This window comes from Kribbella antibiotica, assembly GCF_004349055.1.
Lineage (GTDB): Bacteria > Actinomycetota > Actinomycetes > Propionibacteriales > Kribbellaceae > Kribbella > Kribbella antibiotica.
In genome coordinates, this window is record NZ_SMKX01000197.1 from 1 (window position 1) to 14754 (window position 14754).

The following is a 14754-nucleotide window of genomic DNA, read 5'->3' on the forward strand; positions in this document are numbered from 1 at the left end:
GGGTGGGCTAGAGGGTTCCTAGGTCTTCGAAGATGAGGGCGGTGCGGGTCCCGAGGACTTCGGGGATGGCTTGGAGCTTTTCGAGGACGACTCGGCGGAGGCCCTCGTTGTCGGCGGCTCGGACCAGGAGGATGGCGTCGAAGTCGCCGCCGACCAGGGCCATGTGTTTGATCTCGGGGATGGCCTGGAGTTGTTCGCGCAGGGTGCGCCAGGAGCTTTGGCGGAGACTGAGCGTGACGTACGCCGAGGTGGCGAGACCTAGTTTCAGTGGGTCGACGGTGACCGTGAAACCGGTGATGGTGCCGGTCGTGGTGAGGCGTTCGACGCGGGCGTAGGCGTTCGCACGGGAGATGTGGACCAGCTCGGCCAGGGCGCGGATCGAGAGCCGTCCGTCGCGGCCCAGGGCCTCAATGATCTGGCGGTCGATCTCGTCGAGCGCCGGAGCGATGACCATCCGTCCAGGACCGGCCTGATGGGGGATCTCGTCCTGGGACATTCGCACTCCAAATCCGAGCAGAGGGGACCATCTGTCTCGGCATTTTCCCAGGTCTGGATTCGAATGGCCAGAAGAACGACGATGTGGCCACCGTCCGTCTCCTGCGCCTGGAGGGCAAATGACTACCGTCGAGGAGCAACTGCTCCCCTCCAAAGAACCAGTCCGGTTGATCGACCAGGACGGGGTTCTGCACGACCATTCGTCGTACAAGCTGCCTGCTGAGCAGACGCTCGTCGACGGCTACGTTGAGTTGATCAAGGGTCGTCGGATCAACGATCAGGCCAGTGCGCTGGTCCGGCAGGGCCGGCTGGCTGTGTACCCGTCGTCGCATGGGCAGGAGGCCTGCCAGGTGGCGGCCTCGATGGTGCTCGCCGACGGCGACTGGCTGTTCCCGACCTACCGCGACACGGTGTCGATCGTGAGCCGCGGGGTCGACCCGATCGAGACGCTGACGCTGCTCCGCGGTGATTGGCACTCGGGCTACGACCCGTACGAACGCAACGTCGCACCGCAGTCCACCCCATTGGCCACGCAGTTGACGCACGCCGTCGGCGTTGCGCACGCGGCGCGGTTGAAGGGTGAGGACACCGTGGTGATGGCGCTGTGCGGTGACGGCGCCACCAGCGAGGGCGACTTCCATGAGGCGCTGAACTTCGCAGCGGTCTTCCAAACGCCGGTCGTGTTCTTTGTGCAGAACAACGAATATGCGATCTCGGTTCCGCTCTCCAAGCAGACCATTGCGCCATCCATTGCCCACAAGGGAATCGGGTACGGCGTCCCCGGAGAACGGGCTGATGGCAACGACCTTGCCGGGCTGCTCGCCGTACTGGGGCAGGCTGTTGACAAGGCGCGCGCCGGTGAAGGGCCGCAGCTGGTCGAAGCGCACACGTATCGGGTGCAGGCGCACACGAACGCCGATGACGCGACGCGGTACCGGCAGGACGATGAGGTGACGCCGTGGTTGGAGAGGGATCCGATCAAGCGGCTTGAGGCCTATCTGAACAGCGCCGGGTTGCTGAGTGATGACACCAAAAAGCGGGCTGACGAGACGGCCACCCAGGTGGCGCAGTACCTACGCGATGGCCTGATGCCGGAGCCGGGTGTGGATTCGGAGGACCTGTTCAGGCACTTGTACGCCGTGCCGACGCCGCAGCTGGTTGAGCAGGCTGCGTTCCTGCGCGACGAGCTGGCGCGAGAGGAGTCCTGATGACTCACGTGAAGCTGACGATGGCGCAGGCACTGAACCAGGCGCTGCGGGATGCGATGAAGGCCGACGACTCGGTGCTGATGTTCGGTGAGGACGTCGGGCCGCTCGGTGGGGTGTTCCGGATCACCGACGGGCTGACCGCCGAGTTCGGTGAGGATCGTTGCTTCGACACCCCATTGGCCGAGTCCGGGATCGTCGGGATGGCGGTCGGGCTGGCGATGAACGGGATGCGGCCGGTCGTCGAGATGCAGTTCGACGCGTTCGGCTATCCGGCGTTCGAGCAGATCGTGTCGCATGTCGCGAAGATGCGGAACCGTACGCGCGGGCGGGTAGCGCTGCCGATGGTGATCCGGATGCCGTACGCCGGTGGTATCGGCGGGGTTGAGCATCACTGCGATTCGTCGGAGTCGTACTACGCGCATACGCCTGGTCTGACAGTCGTTGCCCCCAGCACCGTTGCGGATGCCTACACGTTGTTGCGGCGGGCAATCGAATGGCCCGACCCGGTGGTGTTCATGGAGCCGAAGAAGCTCTACTGGGCCAAGGAAGAGGTCGATCTCACCGAGGACGTGCCGGGGATCGGCAAGGCCGTCGTACGGCGGGAAGGTGCGGACGCGACGCTGATTGCGTACGGGCCTTCGGTACCGATCGCGATGGAGGCCGCGGAGGTTGCTGCGGCTGAGGGGCGACAGCTGACGGTGGTGGATCTGCGGTCGGTGGTTCCGTTCGACGACGAGACGGTGTGTGCTGCAGTACGGCGTACTGGGCGGGCTGTCGTGGTCGCCGAGGCGAGTGGATTCGCGAGTGTGTCGTCGGAGATCGTTGCCCGGGTCACCGAACGCTGTTTCCACTCACTGGCCGCGCCGGTACGGCGGGTGACCGGGTTCGACATTCCTTATCCGCCGCCGAAGCTGGAGAAGTACCAGCTGCCGGGAGTCGACCGGATCCTCGACGCTGTTGACGATCTGCAGTGGGAGGACTCGTGAACACGTTCCTCCTGCCGGATCTCGGTGAGGGTTTGACCGAGGGCGAAATCGTGCGCTGGCTGGTGTCTGCTGGTGATGTGGTTGCCGTCGACACCCCGGTTGCCGAGGTCGAGACGGCGAAGTCGGTCGTGGAGTTACCCTCGCCGTACGCGGGGGTTGTTGCGGAGCTGCATGGTGAGGTCGGGACGGTGATCCCGGTCGGGAAGCCGCTCATCACCATCGGAGCCGAGGCCGGTGCGGCCTATCGCGAGGAGGAGCGCGCGGGGTCGGGCAATGTGCTGATCGGCTACGGGACGGGTGAGTCGGCTGGGTCTGGTCGGCGTCGGAAGCCGCGTAGTTCGGTTGCTGTGGTGCCTGCTCCGTCGGGTGTGGTGCGGGTAGTTTCCCCGCTCGTACGACGGCTGGCGCGCGACGCTGAGGTGGATCTGAAAAGCCTCGCCGGGTCTGGTGCGAACGGACTGATCGTTCGGCGGGATGTGGAGCTCGCAATCGCCGAACGAGTACAGAAGCCCATGGAGCCCACACCGATTGCAGTCTCAGCGACACCTACTACCGCAAGTGACTCACGGACTGGACTGGCTGAGGCACGGCGCGAGGTGATGAGTGGGTTCCGGAAGGTGGCTGCGGCGACCTTGAGCCGGAGCCGCCGGGAAATTCCGGAGGCCACGACGTGGGTCGATGTCGACGCGACCGCGCTGGTGGAGCTCAGAGAATCGTTGCGGTCAGCAACGGATGCAGCACCGGGTCTACTGGCCTTGATGGCTCGGTTTGTCGTTGCTGGGTTGGCGAAGTACCCAGAGCTCAACGGATTCGTAGACACCGAGCGGGACGAGCTCGTCCAGTACGACGGTGTGAACCTCGGGCTCGCCGCACAGACCGAGCGCGGACTCGTCGTACCGGCGGTGGCCAATGCGCACAAGCTGAGCGCTCGTGGACTGGACGCGGAGATCCGGCGGTTGACCGAGGTAGCGCGCACTGGGCGGTTGACGCCGGACGAACTCAACCGTGGCACGTTCACGCTGAACAACTACGGGAGTTTCGGGGTGGACGGGAGTGCGGCGATCATCAACCATCCGCAGGTCGCCATCCTGGGAGTTGGGCGGATCATCGATCGGCCGTGGGTGGTCGACGGCGAGCTGGCGGTGCGGAAGCTGACGCAACTGTCGCTGGTGTTCGATCACCGGGTGTGTGACGGCGGGACGGCCGCCGGGTTCCTGCGCTTCGTGGCCGACGCTTTCGAGAACCCGACGTCCGCCTTCGCCGATCTGTAGAGCACAGACTTGTAAAAGGAGTGACCGGCCCCCGTGGGCCGGCCACCCAAAGTCCAGCTAGTTGTTGATCTGTGTGGTCAACGCGCTGGCGTACGTGGCGACCTCGGCGTACACGCCCGGGTTGCCGGCGTCGGCGCAGCCGATACCCCAGGAGACGACGCCGAAGAGGCGCCCGTTCAGGACGAGCGGGCCACCGGAGTCACCCTGGCAGGAGTCCTTGCCGCCTTCCTTGTAGCCCGCGCAGATCTCGCCGTTCGCGACGTAGCCCTCGCTGGCATAGACCTGGTTGCAGTACGCGTCGCCGAGCCCCGGCGTGAGCACCTTCTGAAAGCGGTCCGACGGCCCGGTGCCCTCGGTGTTACCCCAGCCGTACACGGTCGCTTGCGCGCCGACCACGTCTGCTGCGGTGCTGGTCTCCAGCGGGAGGGTGGCGACACCGGTGAACGGCGTGGTCAGCGTCAGTACGGCGACGTCGTGCCCGGCCTGGACGCCGTACAGCGGGTCCTTCCAGATCTTGGAGATCTTCGAGGTCTTACCGGCGGTGGTGCGCAGGTCGTCACGACCCTGGACAGCGGTGTAGGTGCTGATCGCCTGGGTGACGCAGTGCGCCGCGGTGACGATCTTGTTCGCCTTCACGAGCGTGGCGCCGCAGTACTGGTCGTACGGGTCGGACGAGCGGGTGTTGTTCAGCGCGATCGCCCACGGGGTCTGCGCGGTACTGGCCAGCGTTCCACCGACGATCGGGGCCGGCGGCTTCGACTTGGCGGCCTGCGCAGTCCCGACTGCTCCGGCTGATGCAGCCACCAGGATGACGGCGGCGAACGCGGCACGGGCGAGCTTGAGCTTTCCTGTCATGCCTCACACTCCAGGGTGATCTCAGGGGGCCGCGGGCGGGCGAGCCCCATAACCGTGAAGAGTCGTCCTGTCACAGGGGGTAGCACAAGCGATTGACAGGGCACAGTGGTGACGGGTCATCCCTGTGTCACAGGGGTCAGGAAAGCTGCCGTGGGCGCAGGCCGACCAGAATCACCCGGAGCCCTGCGGAAAACCTGGCCTCGGGACCGGCGCGATTGGCCCGGTTGAGGTATGCGGCCAAACTTTCGGCGCCGACGCCGAGTTGGTCCCCGGCTTCGTTTGCCCACTGCCGCTCGGTCAGCCCGCTGCGCCGAACCATCGCGGACCAGGCAGAGTCCGTAACGGCGGATCCGACCAGGTAGTGGAAGACAGCTGAGACCGCTGAGTCGAGGTGCTCGCCCTTGAAGCGAGCGCCGACCAGGATCGACACGAGCTGGTCGGTGAAGGCCTGGTAGTTCGGGCCGAGGCCGGCGTGGGTCGCGAGCAGCTGCGGCGCCCAGGGGCGCTCCCACAAGACCCGGTACGCCGCTGTGCAAGCGGCCGTGAGGTGGTCCCGCCAATCGCCGCTGCCGGCCTGGTTGAGCGCCGTACCGAGGACTTCGTCGATCGCGAGCTCGAGCAGATCGTTCTTGTTCGCGATCCGCCAGTAGAGGGCGGAGGTCGCGGCGGTGCCGAGCTCGGCCGCCATCTTCCGCATCGAGAAGCCGTCGAGGCCGTCGCGGTCGAGGAGTTCGATCGCGGTCGCCACGATCTGCTCGCGGGTCAGCGGAGCTCTGGTCGCTTCTGCCTCGGTCCGGAGCCACACGGAACCGAGCGCCGTTCGCTCATCTGCTGCACGCACTGAAACAGTGTCTCAGATTTAGACACACTGTATTAGCAACCAAAGTCGCATGGCGGGGGACCGAGGGTGGACGCATTCGGCGAAGCGGTCAGCCAAGACTTGGGAGATGAGCGAATCGCGGATCAACCGACGCACCGCCACCCTCGGACTGCTGGCCGGCACGGTCGGTCTGGGCGCGTTCCCCGCGTCCGCTGCCGCCGTGCCGCACCGGCGTCCACGGCTCGCGTTCAAGGGAGTGGCGTACGACGCCGGGACCGGGTTCTTGGGGGATGACAGCCGGATGCGGTGGTCGCGCGAGCTGATGCGTGGGGAGGTTCGGGCGATCAAGGAGCGGCTGCACGCCAACTGGGTGAGTATCTACGGGAGCGACGTCGAGCGGTTGGTTGAGACCGCGACCGAAGCACTCCACCAAGGGTTGGCCGTGTCGATTCAGCCGCGGGCGTTCGACGAGCCGCAGGCAGATGCGTTGGCGAAGCTGCGGGAGGTGGCGATCGCGGCCGAGCGGTTGCGGCGGCGGTCAGGGCCTGAGGTGATCGTGGTGGTGGGGTGTGAGTTCATGTTGTTCACACCGGGGATCGTGCCAGGGGCGAACTTCTTCGAGCGGGTCGAGTATCTGACCAAGGGCGAGTTCGACATCAAGGAGCTGCAGCGGAAGTTCCGCGCCTTCACCGCACAGATGGTGAAGGTTGCCCGACGCAACTTCCATGGGCGAATCACCTATGGGGCTGCGCACGATCTGGAGAACGTGGACTGGGCGCTGTTCGACATCGTGGGGCTGGACTTCTACGGAACCGCCCCGCAGGAGTTGGTGCCGTTCCGGCGCTGGGGCAAGCCGATCATGATTCTGGAGTTCGGCTGCTGCACTTTCACCGGGGCGCCCGAGCTGGGCGGTATGGGCTGGGACATCGTCGACTTCAGTGGCGAAGTACCGGTGATTCCGCCGCAGTACACCAGGGACGAGCAGGCGCAGGCCGACCACCTCACTCGCATGCTCGAGGTGTTCGCCAACGAAGGCTTCCTCGGCGCCTCGATGTACACGTTCATCTCACCGGATGCCCCGCACCGGCCGAAGGACCGCCCTCACGACGAGGACATCGCGGCCTTCAGTCTGTGCAAGGTGATCCGGAAGAACTCCGACGACCCAGCGTCGCCGTACCGCTGGGAGCCGAAGAAGTCCTTCCATGCTGTTGCGAGGTACTACGCGAATCACTAAGCCACGTTGAAGATATCCGGGTCGGGGCCGGTGCGCTCGCCGCGGTCCAGCGGGGTGATCGTGGCGAGGTCCTCGGCGGTCAGTTCGAAGTCGAACACGTTGAGGTTCTCCTTGATCCGGGCCGGCGTGACGGACTTCGGGATCACGATGTTGCCGAGCTGCAGGTGCCAGCGCAGGACGACCTGAGCGGGTGTGCGGTCGTACTTGGAAGCGAGCGCGGTGATGACCGGGTCGGTCAGCAGCGAACCACCCTTGGCCAGCGGGCTCCACGCCTCGGTGCGGATGCCGAAATCGGAGCCGTACGCACGGACCTTCTCCTGCTGGAGGAACGGGTGCAGCTCGACCTGGTTGACGGCCGGGGTGATCCCCGCGACCTCGGCCAGGCGGTCCAAGTGGCTCGGCTGGAAGTTCGAGACGCCGATCGCGCGGACGCGACCATCGGCCAGGATCTTCTCGAGGGCGCGCCAGGAGTCGACGTACAGGTCGCGCTCGGGGGTCGGCCAGTGGATCAGGTAGAGGTCGAGGTACTCAAGGCCGAGCAGGTCGAGGCTCTGGTCGTAGGCCTTCAGCGTGCTGTCGTAGCCCTGGTCGGCGTTCCAGAGCTTGGTGGTGATGAACAGCTCCGAGCGGTCGATGCCAGAGGCACCGAGTGCCTTGCCGACGCCGGCTTCGTTGCCGTAGATCGCTGCGGTGTCGATGCTGCGGTAGCCGGCCTCGAGCGCTGCGGTCACGGCGGCGGTGGTCTCCTCGTCCGGGACCTGGAACACGCCGTACCCGAGCTGGGGCATCTCGATGCCGTTGTTGAGCTTGATGGTGGGAATCATCGGTGGATCAAATCCTTCAGACAGTAGTGAGGACAGGTGTGGTGGCAGTGCGGCGGCGGTAATCCAGTGCCCCTGAAAGGAGCGCGACAAGCAGGCCGGCGACCGCGAGTGCGGCGCCGACCCAGTTGGGAGCGGTGTAGCCGAGACCGCGCGTGATCGTCAGCCCACCGAGGTAGGCGCCGACCGCGTTGCCGAGATTGAAGGCGGCGATGTTCGCCGCGGAGGCCAGCGCCGGAGCGCCGGCCGCCTTGTCCATGACCCGCTTCTGCAGCGGAGCAACGGTCGCGAACCCGGCGGCGCCGAAGATCGCGATGGTGATTGCCGCAGGCACCTTTGCGTGCGCGGTGAAGACGAACACGACCAGTACGGCGGCCAGTAGCGCGAGAATCACGTAGAGACTCGGCATCAGTGAGCGGTCAGCCGCCTTGCCGCCGAGCAGGTTGCCGACGACCAGACCGCCGCCGAACAGGACGAGCAGCCAGGTGACCGCGCCGGACGAGAAGCCCGCGACCTCGGTCATCATCGGCGCGATGTAGGTGAACGACGCGAACACTCCGGCGAAGCCGAGTGCGGTCATCGCGAGCGCAAGCCACACCTGCAGGTTCTTGAACACGGCCAGTTCGACCCGCAGACCAGGCCCTTCGGCGGTGTCCTGACGAGGGACCAGGAAGACGATCCCGAGCAGGCCGATCACACCGAGCGCGGTCACCGCCCAGAACGTCGACCGCCAGCCGAACGCCTGGCCAAGCGCCGTACCGCCGGGGACGCCGAGCACGTTGGCGACAGTCAGACCGGTGAACATCAGCGCGATCGCGCTTGCCTGCTTGGCCTTGGGGACCAGGGATGCGGCGACGACCGAGCCGACGCCGAAGAAGGCGCCGTGGGCGAGCGCTGCGACGATCCGGCCGGTCATCAGGACGCCGTACGTCGGAGCCAGCGCGGAGATCAGGTTGCCGACGATGAACACGCCCATCAGGGCGATCAGCACGGTCTTGCGCGAGATCCTGGACCCGATCGCGGTCAGCAGCGGGGCGCCGACAACGACACCGAGCGCATAGCCGGAGATGAGCAGGCCGGCCGACGGGATGCTGACGCCGAAGTCGGTCGCGACCTCGGGCAGCAGGCCCATGATGACGAACTCGGTGGTGCCGATCCCGAACGCGCCGATTGCCAGAGCGAGTAACGCCGCAGGCATAGGTTCTTGTCTCCCTCGAATGTAGTCTTACGACTGTTACCGGCGTGCGCGATAGTTGCACACGCGGGCTATTGCATAAGCGCTATGATGGCGCATGCAATCGTAGATTTCAAGTGGAGGAGTCATGGGACTACCGGACGACGCTGCCGAGGCGCGGGCGCAGGGGTGGCGGACCCTGGCTGCCCTGCACGCCCGGATCGAGGACGAGCTGGAGCGCGCGCTGCAAAAGCAGCACGGACTCTCAGTCAGCGAGTACGGCGTGCTCGACGTGCTGGCCCGGCAGGATGAGCACCACCTGCGGATGAACCAGCTGTCGAACGCGGTCGTCCTCAGCCAGTCCGCGACCACGCGGCTGGTGAGCCGGCTAGAGGACCGCAAGCTGCTGGAGCGCTACCTCTGCCCGACTGACCGCCGGGGCATCTACACCGAGGTCACCGCGGCCGGGCGCGAGCTACTCGACCAGGCTCAGCCGACGCATGACGCCGTACTGACGTCTGCTCTGGAGAAGGCTGCGGAGCTGCCCGAGCTGTCCCCGCTGGTGAACGCGCTGGACCGGCTGACCGTCAGCTAAGGACCTCAATGAAGGCGGTGGCCAGGGGATCAGGGACGCCGCGCGTGTACGCCGTGAGCTGCCGGGTGACCGGGGGTTCGGGGCGGAGGATATGGCCGTCGAAGCTCGGCGACAGGATGTTCGCGGGGACGAGCGCCGGCCCGAGCCCCGCAGCCGCCAGAGCTGGAGCCGCCGCGGTCTGCTCGGTGCGAACGGCAATCAATGGCTCGAAACCTGCTTGTGCACAAGCGCTATCCAGTACGTCGGACAGTCCGTGGCTCGTGGCGTAGTGGACCCACGAGCGGCTTGCCAGGTCGGCCAGGTCGACCGTGTCGCCGACGGCCGCGGGATCGTCGGAAGCCAGTACGACGACGAAGTCCTCGGAGCCGAGTGGGTGCAGGGTGCCCGGCCAGTCGGTCGGCTCTGGACCGATCGCCAGGTCGGCCTGCCCGGCGTACATGGCCGTGACCAGCTCGTCGGTATGCCGGTGCTCGAAGAGGCGGATGCCGACCTCGGGGTAGGACTGGCGCCAGCGGCGTAGGGCGGTGGGGAGCACGCCCAGGGTGATCGAGTAGAGCGTGGCGATCTGCAGCTCGCCGACCTCGAGCCCTGCCACTTGGCGCGCGGCGCATTGAGCGCGGGTGGCGTCAGCGAGGGCCGCTCGGGCGTGCGGAATCATCGCGCGGCCGGCCGGGGTGAGCCGGATATTGCGGGGGAGCCGCTCCAGGAGCGGGCTGCCGGCGGAGCGCTCGAGGGCGCGGATCTGGTGAGACAGAGCGGGCTGCGTGACGTGCAGCAGCTCAGCCGCCTTCGTGAACGAGCCCGTGTCGACGACGGTCACCAGGTATTCAAGCTGGCGCAGCGTCATCATAAGCACACCTTATGGCATCAGTGAGAACTATGACTTGGACTTATCCACATGTCTGCCCACAGGCTGTGGATATGCAGAAGGTGGCGTTGGTGGTGGGTGCCCGAGGGGTGATCGGGACGAATCTGGTCGAGCATTTGGCCTCGCTGGAGGACTGGCGAGTGATCGGCTTGTCGCGGCGCGGAGGCGTCGACGTACCGGGGAAGGTTCGGCACTTGGCGGTGGATCTGCTCGATCCGTTGGATACCCGGGACAAGCTGGCCGGGCTGTCCGAGGTGACGCACGTGTTCTACGTGGCGTATCAGGATCGACCGACGTGGGCCGAGCTCGTGCCGCCGAATCTGGCGATGCTGGTCAATGTGGTGGACGCGATCGAGCCGGTCGCTCGTGGGTTGCGGCACATCAGCCTGATGCAGGGCTACAAGGTGTACGGCGCGCATCTCGGACCGTTCAAGACGCCGGCGCGGGAGGATGATCCGCCGCATCTGCCGCCGGAGTTCAATGTCGATCAGCAGCAGTTCCTTGAGGCACGGCAGGTTGGCAAGGCGTGGGACTGGTCGGCCTTGCGGCCCTCGGTGGTTGGAGGTGTTGCCTTGGGCAACCCGATGAATCTCGCGGTCGCGATTGCTGTGTATGCGTCGTTGTCGAAGGAACTCGGGGTGCCGTTGCGGTTCCCGGGGAAGCCGGGCGCGTACGACGCGCTGCTCGAAGTGACCGATGCCGGGCTGCTCGCCAAGGCGGTGGTGTGGGCAGCGACCGCGCCGGCGGCGGCGAACCAGGCGTTCAACATCGCGAACGGCGATCTGTTCCGGTGGAGCGAGCTGTGGCCCAAGATCGCGCGCTGGTTCGAGATGGACGTGGCGCCGCCGTTGCAGATGTCGCTGCAGGACGTGATGGCGGACAAGTCGGGCGTGTGGAAGCAGTTGCAGGCTGCGCATCGGCTGGCGGCGACGTCGTACGAGGAGGTGTCGTCGTGGCCGTTCGCGGACTTCGTGTTCGGATGGGACTACGACTTCTTCGCCGACGGCTCGAAGGCCCGGCGCGCGGGCTTCCACGAGTACGTCGCCACCGACGAGATGTTCTTCGCGATCTTCGCGGAGCTCAGGCGGCAGCGGGTGATCCCTTAAGCTCCGAGGGTGGCGGCGATGGGTGCGGGACGAGTGCTGGGGGCGAACCTGCGGGCGCGCCGCGACGAGCAGGGGATCTCGCTGTCCGAGCTTGCCCGGCGGTCGGGGATCGCGAAGGGGACTCTGTCGCAACTGGAGTCCGGGAGCGGCAACCCGACCATCGAGACCGTGTTCAGTTTGTCGAACGCTCTCGGGGTGCCGGTCTCGTCGCTGCTGAGCGATGCGCCGACCGCCGATCTGGTCGTCGTGCGGGCGGCGGACATCGACGTACTGTCCGGTGACGCGATCGATCTGCGGCTGGTACGGCGGCTGGAGCCGGCCGGTGGACTGTTCGAGATCTACACGCAGGACGTGCGGCCGGATGCCGTCCAGCACTCGGATGGGCATCCCGGGATCGAGCACCACATCGTGCTGAGCGGGCGGCTGCGGGTGACTTCGCGCGGGCGGACCGAGGAGCTGGGGCCGGGGGACTACCTGGCCTTCCGGGCTGGCGGGCCGCATGGGTACGAGGCGGTGGACGGGCCGGTGCGCTCGGTGCTGCTGCTGGAGTATCCGGCCGATGCCGCGCCCGCTGGGCCGGGACCGCATCACAGCTGACCGTTGACCTGCGGTCGGCTCGGGACGTACTCTCGAAATCGTTCAGTTTAATGAACGTTCTTCGAGGAGGTCGCCGTGCAGCAACCCGACGTGATCGTCGTGGGCGCGGGCATGGTCGGCGCCGCGTGCGCTGAGGCGTTGTCGGCGGCTGGGGTCCGGGTGCTGGTGATCGACAGGGATGGACCCGCGGCCGGTACGACGGCAGCCGGGGAAGGCAACGTGCTCGTCTCCGACAAGGAGCCGGGGCCGGAGCTTGAGCTGGCGCTGGCGTCGCGGTTTGAGTGGGAGACCGTGCTGTCGCGGTTGCCCGCACGGGTTGCCGATGTTGAGTGGGAGACCAAGGGCGGGGTAGTGGTCGCGACTGGCGACCCTGCGCCATTGCAGGCGTTTGCGGCTAAGCAGCGGGCGGCTGGGGTGGATGCTCGGGTGATCTCGGCAGCTGAGGCGTTTGAGCTTGAGCCGTTGCTGACTCCTCGGGTGACGGCGGCTGTGCACTATCCCGATGACGCGCAGTTGCAACCGGTGCTGGCAGCAACGGCTTTGCTGGCCGCTGTTCGGGAGCGCGGTGGTGAGGTTCGATCGGGGGTGACCGCGCTCGGCGTGCGGCGATCGGCGTCGGGGCGAGTGGTTGGCCTGGAGACGACTGACGGCGTGATCGCGTGTGGCGCCGTACTGAATGCTTGTGGGCCTTGGGCTGGGGCATTCAGTGCGGAGGCGGGTGCGCCGATTCGGGTGCTGCCGCGGCGTGGGGTGGTTTTGGTGACGGCACCACTGCCTCCGTGTGTTCGGCACAAGGTTTATGACGCTGACTATGTGGGTGCGGTCGGCAGCGGGGACGCGGATCTGCAGACGTCGACGGTGGTCGAGTCGACGCGGGCCGGGACGATGTTGATCGGGTCCAGTCGGGAGCGGGTCGGGTTCGACTCGTCGATGCGGGTTCGGGTCCTGCAGGAGTTGGCGCGGAAGGCCGTGGGGTTGTTTCCGTTCTTGGCGGAGGTGGCCGTGATGCGCTCGTACGGCGGGTTTCGGCCTTATGCGCCGGATCATCTGCCGGTGATCGGGGCTGATCCGCGGGTGCCGGGGTTGTGGCATGCGACCGGACATGAGGGGGCCGGTATCGGGCTGGCGGCTTCGACCGGGCGGTTGGTGACTGAGCTGTTCTTGGGACTTGCGCCACATGTTGCGGCTGAGCCGTTCCGGGTGGATCGGGCGGCGGTGATCGAGGGATGACCGCCTTCTTTGCGCGCGATTCGGTCGGTACGGCGGACGTCGTACCGGTGACTGTGGATGGTGCGCCGGTGGAAGCCGTGGCTGGGCAGACGGTTGCCGGGGTCTTGCTGGGTGGTGGTCGGGATGCTTGGCGGACTACGCGCGGTGGGGGTCGGCCGCGGGGTGTGTTCTGTGGGATCGGGGCTTGTTTCGACTGTCTGGTGGTCGTCAACGGGGTTCCTGATGTGCGGGCTTGTCAGCGGACGGTCTGTGCGGGGGACGAGATCCGGTCGCAGGCTGGCGCGGTGTTGCCTGATGGAACTGCGCGGGCCGCTGTGGGTGGTGCGGTGCGGTTAGCCGAGGTTGTGGTCGTGGGGGCTGGGCCGGCGGGGATGGCGGCTGCGTTGGCTGCGGCTGATGGTGGGGCTTCGGTGGTGTTGATTGATGCCGGGCGTGCTGTGGGTGGCCAGTTTCATCGGCAGGCTGCAGCGGAGTTTGGTGTGCGGGGGAAGGAGTTTGGGGCCTCGCGGGTTCTGTCGCATGAGCGGATCACGTATCTGCCGGAGTCCTCGGCGTGGGCTGTTGAGGGCCTGCGGCTGTGGGTGCAGTCCGGTGCTGCGGATGCTGCTGGACGGTCTGCTTTTGCGGTTGATAGTCAGGCTGTCGTGTTGGCGACTGGCGCTTACGATCGTGTTTTACCCTTCCCTGGTTGGGACTTGCCGGGGGTCTATACGGCGGGAGCTGCGCAGGCGTTGGCCAAGGGGCAGCGAATCGCGGTTGGTCGGCGGGTGGTGGTTGCCGGGACGGGACCGTTCTTGCTGCCTGTCGCGGAGTCGCTGGTAGGCGTCGGTGCTTCGGTCGTCGGGCTATTCGAAGCGAACCGGTTGGCCACGGTGGTCCGGGGTTGGTCGTCGGATCCAATGGTTGCTGTCAGCAAGCTTGGTGAGCTGGCCGGCTATGCGCGCGTCCTTGCCCAACACCGCGTCCTGCTCCGCCACGGTTGGACCGTCACTGAGGCCCACGGGTCCGACCGCGTTGAGGCCGTCACCGTCGCCCGCCTGGATGTGGGCTGGAATCCATTGCCAGGCACGGAACGGCGCATCGAGTGCGACGCAGTCTGTGTCGGCTTCGGCTTCACCCCGCAACTGGAACTGGCGGTCGCAGCAGGAAGTCGACTGACTGATGACGGGTTGGCCGTCGTCGTGGACTCCCAGCAGCAGACCACCACCCCCGGAGTCTTCGCCGCCGGAGAACTTACCGGCATCGGCGGAGCAGCCCTGTCTGCCGCCGAAGGAGTGGTTGCGGGGGCAGCGGCAGCCCGCTCAGTCGGTCACTCCACAGCGGTGAACACGGAACGGCTTCCTAGACTGCAGCGATTTGCGGCTGCGCTTGGGCGGGCTTATCCGGTGCGGGAGGGGTGGAAGGCGTGGAGCGTTGCCTCGACTGTTGTTTGTCGGTGTGAGGAAGTCTGCCGGGGTGAGGTCGAGGGAGCGGTTGCTGAGCGGGGTGTGGAGG

At 66.6% G+C, this 14754-nt stretch carries 15 protein-coding genes; 9 read left to right on the forward strand and 6 right to left on the reverse strand.

From position 1 onward, the window contains the following. Positions 1 to 7: 7 nt before the first annotated feature. The gene (locus E1263_RS38210) at positions 8 to 496 is read right to left on the reverse strand and encodes an Lrp/AsnC family transcriptional regulator (RefSeq protein WP_132176612.1); all 489 of its coding nucleotides are present in this window, start codon (positions 494 to 496) and stop codon (positions 8 to 10) included. A 118-nt stretch (positions 497 to 614) separates the two neighbouring features. Here E1263_RS38210 and E1263_RS38215 point away from each other — a divergent pair, with 118 nt between their 5' ends. From E1263_RS38215 to E1263_RS38225, 3 genes are read left to right on the forward strand one after another with little or no spacing between them, the layout of a single operon-like run. Beyond that, positions 615 to 1703, forward strand: coding sequence for a thiamine pyrophosphate-dependent dehydrogenase E1 component subunit alpha (locus E1263_RS38215; protein WP_132176614.1), 1089 nt, complete (start codon positions 615 to 617; stop codon positions 1701 to 1703). Beyond that, on the forward strand, positions 1703 to 2689 hold the full coding sequence (locus E1263_RS38220; RefSeq protein ID WP_132176616.1) for an alpha-ketoacid dehydrogenase subunit beta: 987 nt from the start codon (positions 1703 to 1705) through the stop codon (positions 2687 to 2689). Before E1263_RS38215 ends, E1263_RS38220 begins: the two co-directional genes overlap by 1 nt. Further along, on the forward strand, positions 2686 to 3960 hold the full coding sequence (locus E1263_RS38225; protein ID WP_132176618.1) for a dihydrolipoamide acetyltransferase family protein: 1275 nt from the start codon (positions 2686 to 2688) through the stop codon (positions 3958 to 3960). The genes E1263_RS38220 and E1263_RS38225 overlap by 4 nt, the downstream gene beginning before the upstream one ends. Positions 3961 to 4017: 57 nt before the next feature. Here E1263_RS38225 and E1263_RS38230 read toward each other — a convergent pair whose 3' ends face one another. Both E1263_RS38230 and E1263_RS38235 read right to left on the reverse strand, forming a co-directional pair. Continuing rightward, a complete protein-coding gene (locus E1263_RS38230) occupies positions 4018 to 4815 on the reverse strand; it encodes a S1 family peptidase (protein ID WP_132176620.1) in 798 nt (265 codons plus the stop codon). Between the two features lie 136 nt (positions 4816 to 4951). Then, positions 4952 to 5656: a TetR/AcrR family transcriptional regulator gene (locus E1263_RS38235; protein WP_132176622.1), complete on the reverse strand. Its 705-nt coding sequence runs from the start codon at positions 5654 to 5656 to the stop codon at positions 4952 to 4954. 106 nt (positions 5657 to 5762) lie between these two features. Here E1263_RS38235 and E1263_RS38240 point away from each other — a divergent pair, with 106 nt between their 5' ends. Further along, positions 5763 to 6869: an abortive phage infection protein gene (locus tag E1263_RS38240; protein ID WP_132176624.1), complete on the forward strand. Its 1107-nt coding sequence runs from the start codon at positions 5763 to 5765 to the stop codon at positions 6867 to 6869. Here the strand turns inward: E1263_RS38240 and E1263_RS38245 are convergent. Then, positions 6866 to 7693, reverse strand: coding sequence for an aldo/keto reductase (locus E1263_RS38245; protein WP_132176626.1), 828 nt, complete (start codon positions 7691 to 7693; stop codon positions 6866 to 6868). The genes E1263_RS38240 and E1263_RS38245 overlap by 4 nt on opposite strands. A 16-nt stretch (positions 7694 to 7709) precedes the next feature. After that, positions 7710 to 8888, reverse strand: coding sequence for an MFS transporter (locus E1263_RS38250; RefSeq protein ID WP_132176628.1), 1179 nt, complete (start codon positions 8886 to 8888; stop codon positions 7710 to 7712). A 124-nt stretch (positions 8889 to 9012) separates the two neighbouring features. Between E1263_RS38250 and E1263_RS38255 the strand changes: the two genes are divergently transcribed. Then, on the forward strand, positions 9013 to 9459 hold the full coding sequence (locus E1263_RS38255) for a MarR family winged helix-turn-helix transcriptional regulator (RefSeq protein ID WP_132176630.1): 447 nt from the start codon (positions 9013 to 9015) through the stop codon (positions 9457 to 9459). Here the strand turns inward: E1263_RS38255 and E1263_RS38260 are convergent. Beyond that, positions 9452 to 10309 (reverse strand): LysR family transcriptional regulator, encoded by an 858-nt coding sequence (locus tag E1263_RS38260; protein ID WP_132176632.1) that lies wholly within the window; start codon positions 10307 to 10309, stop codon positions 9452 to 9454. The genes E1263_RS38255 and E1263_RS38260 overlap by 8 nt on opposite strands. Positions 10310 to 10380: 71 nt before the next feature. Between E1263_RS38260 and E1263_RS38265 the strand changes: the two genes are divergently transcribed. The 4 genes from E1263_RS38265 to E1263_RS38280 form a co-directional block, all read left to right on the forward strand. Further along, positions 10381 to 11433 (forward strand): SDR family oxidoreductase, encoded by a 1053-nt coding sequence (locus tag E1263_RS38265; protein WP_132176634.1) that lies wholly within the window; start codon positions 10381 to 10383, stop codon positions 11431 to 11433. An 18-nt stretch (positions 11434 to 11451) separates the two neighbouring features. After that, positions 11452 to 12030 (forward strand): helix-turn-helix domain-containing protein, encoded by a 579-nt coding sequence (locus E1263_RS38270; RefSeq protein WP_132176636.1) that lies wholly within the window; start codon positions 11452 to 11454, stop codon positions 12028 to 12030. 75 nt (positions 12031 to 12105) lie between these two features. Then, positions 12106 to 13260 (forward strand): NAD(P)/FAD-dependent oxidoreductase, encoded by a 1155-nt coding sequence (locus tag E1263_RS38275; protein ID WP_132176638.1) that lies wholly within the window; start codon positions 12106 to 12108, stop codon positions 13258 to 13260. Then, on the forward strand, positions 13257 to 14754 hold a 1498-nt coding region (locus E1263_RS38280; protein WP_132176640.1), incomplete at its 3' end, for an FAD-dependent oxidoreductase. The genes E1263_RS38275 and E1263_RS38280, both read left to right, overlap by 4 nt.

Coding starts and splice junctions, on each gene's coding strand:
- E1263_RS38210 (WP_132176612.1), bottom strand. CDS start 496: ATGTCCCAGGACGAGATCCCCCATCAGGCCGGTCCTGGACGGATGGTC.
- E1263_RS38265 (WP_132176634.1), top strand. CDS start 10,381: ATGCAGAAGGTGGCGTTGGTGGTGGGTGCCCGAGGGGTGATCGGGACG.
- E1263_RS38250 (WP_132176628.1), bottom strand. CDS start 8,888: ATGCCTGCGGCGTTACTCGCTCTGGCAATCGGCGCGTTCGGGATCGGC.
- E1263_RS38270 (WP_132176636.1), top strand. CDS start 11,452: ATGGGTGCGGGACGAGTGCTGGGGGCGAACCTGCGGGCGCGCCGCGAC.
- E1263_RS38230 (WP_132176620.1), bottom strand. CDS start 4,815: ATGACAGGAAAGCTCAAGCTCGCCCGTGCCGCGTTCGCCGCCGTCATC.
- E1263_RS38240 (WP_132176624.1), top strand. CDS start 5,763: ATGAGCGAATCGCGGATCAACCGACGCACCGCCACCCTCGGACTGCTG.
- E1263_RS38245 (WP_132176626.1), bottom strand. CDS start 7,693: ATGATTCCCACCATCAAGCTCAACAACGGCATCGAGATGCCCCAGCTC.
- E1263_RS38215 (WP_132176614.1), top strand. CDS start 615: ATGACTACCGTCGAGGAGCAACTGCTCCCCTCCAAAGAACCAGTCCGG.
- E1263_RS38255 (WP_132176630.1), top strand. CDS start 9,013: ATGGGACTACCGGACGACGCTGCCGAGGCGCGGGCGCAGGGGTGGCGG.
- E1263_RS38260 (WP_132176632.1), bottom strand. CDS start 10,309: ATGATGACGCTGCGCCAGCTTGAATACCTGGTGACCGTCGTCGACACG.
- E1263_RS38220 (WP_132176616.1), top strand. CDS start 1,703: ATGACTCACGTGAAGCTGACGATGGCGCAGGCACTGAACCAGGCGCTG.